3 protein-coding genes are annotated in these 1,765 nt (G+C 24.9%); all 3 read left to right on the top strand.

Annotation, left to right across the window (positions count from 1 at the left end; all coding sequences use genetic code 4):
* On the top strand, positions 1-565 hold a 565-nt coding region (locus D9R21_RS07530; RefSeq protein WP_158613958.1), incomplete at its 5' end, for a hypothetical protein.
* Positions 543-1,460: a hypothetical protein gene (locus tag D9R21_RS06195; RefSeq protein WP_126821510.1), complete on the top strand. Its 918-nt coding sequence runs from the start codon at positions 543-545 to the stop codon at positions 1,458-1,460. The genes D9R21_RS07530 and D9R21_RS06195, both read left to right, overlap by 23 nt.
* Positions 1,461-1,481: 21 nt before the next feature.
* Positions 1,482-1,607, top strand: coding sequence for a hypothetical protein (locus D9R21_RS08585; RefSeq protein ID WP_255416634.1), 126 nt, complete (start codon positions 1,482-1,484; stop codon positions 1,605-1,607).
* Positions 1,608-1,765: the final 158 nt, after the last annotated feature.

Here is a 1,765-nt window from a genome sequence, read left to right as displayed (position 1 = left end):
TAATAAAAATGGTAAAGGTGCATATTTTATTTTTGCTAATAATTCAAAACTTAATTTTATTACTATTGATTTTTACAATGACCAGTATGATGAATTAGGTAATTTAGTATCTTGTACTTTTGATTATGACCCTTATATTAAAAATGACCAGAGTGTTTTTATTACTGAAAAATTAGAAATTGATTATGTAACTAAACAAGTAAAAGTTATTAGAAAGTTAAAAACACGATTATACAGTACTGTTACTGATTTATATATTGATGATACTAAATGAAATAATTATACAACTTTACAAAGAGAAGAAATATTACCAATTGATTTTATTCCAATTGAAATTATTCCTAATAACCCTAATTTTGAACCTTCTGCTCGTTATGGTAAACAATTTGCTAGTATTTTAGATATTATTGCTGAAAAGATTATGTTAGACCCATTATTAAATAGTGGTAAATTTACCATTAATACTAACGGAGTAACCGGTGTGGTTGACCAAGAAATTAGCAAAATGTTAGCTTCATTTATTGAAAATGACTTGTTATTAGTTGAAGGAGAATTCAATTGATAGTATCCCCTTAGATTTTGCTAATCAATCGCAGTACAGCGATCCTGATTTAGAACAATTATTTACTGAAGACCGTGCTAGAACATTATATATTTATAAAATTAATAATCTTGTTAAGACAAAGCAAAAACCAACCTTAAATTACTCTCAAAATAGCGTTAAAATTGGTTTTATTGACAAAAAAGAATATATTAAAATAACTGGTTATGAAATTAGTGACTTTAATTTTAAATTACAAATTCAACAAAACACCACAATTCAAGATAATAGCACAAGTTACGTCATGATTGATGAAAAAGATATTTTAATTAATGATATGTCAAAACAATACAAAGCATTTTTAGAATCCTATGATTTAAAAATAATCTCTATTAATGAACCAATTACCGAAGATAATAAAAATGAATGTTATATCATTGAAGAATATAAACGTCCTTATTCACCTGATGGTGTCAATATTATTAAATCTATGCATTTAGTAAAAATAACTGACTTTAAATGAAAAAATCAAAATAGTATTCATTTAGTATTACAAAAATCATTACCCGAAGACACAGTATTTACTGGGATTGAAATTAAATATCCCAAATCAATGTTATTTGGAAATATCAAATGTTGAGGAAATATTAATGGTGTTTATTCTTATCCATCATCAATAATTGAAAATGCTAGTTTAGTGCCTTTATTATCAATACCAATAGAAACAAACCCTAATTTAAGAGTATTTCAATATTGATTTACTGAAAATTTTTTACCATGAAGTATCGCCAAAAACTATATTCAAGGAAAAGATATTTTAGGTTTATTAGTTGTTAAAGAATTAAATATTATTTTATTAAATTATCTAACATATCGTTATAACTATGACCGTAAATTTCAAGGTGCAAAATATGATTAAAAAGGTAACCCTAGCAATAAAGTGGCTGAGCTGCGCCAAAAATTCGAAGGACAAAAACCCGAAGATGTAATTGATGGTTTATTTGAAAACTGAAAATTAGATAATTATAAATCTTTAAATGATAATAGAGTGCACCCCAAAAAGTAAGTATTAGTAAAAAAGGTTTATAAACTTTTATTTATTATATCCTTTTCTTTGCGGCTTGAATATCATTTATTTCATTTTTTAACATCATTAATATATTCGTCATGCGATAAGTAAATATTGTTATGAATTGTTGCTTTTTTTAATAAAGAATGAAAACT

The sequence above is a fragment of the Spiroplasma endosymbiont of Megaselia nigra genome (assembly GCF_003987485.1).
GTDB lineage: Bacteria > Bacillota_I > Bacilli_A > Mycoplasmatales > Mycoplasmataceae > Spiroplasma.
The sequence above is the reverse complement of the archived record's forward strand: the minus strand, read 5'-3'. Positions and strand labels throughout refer to the sequence as shown.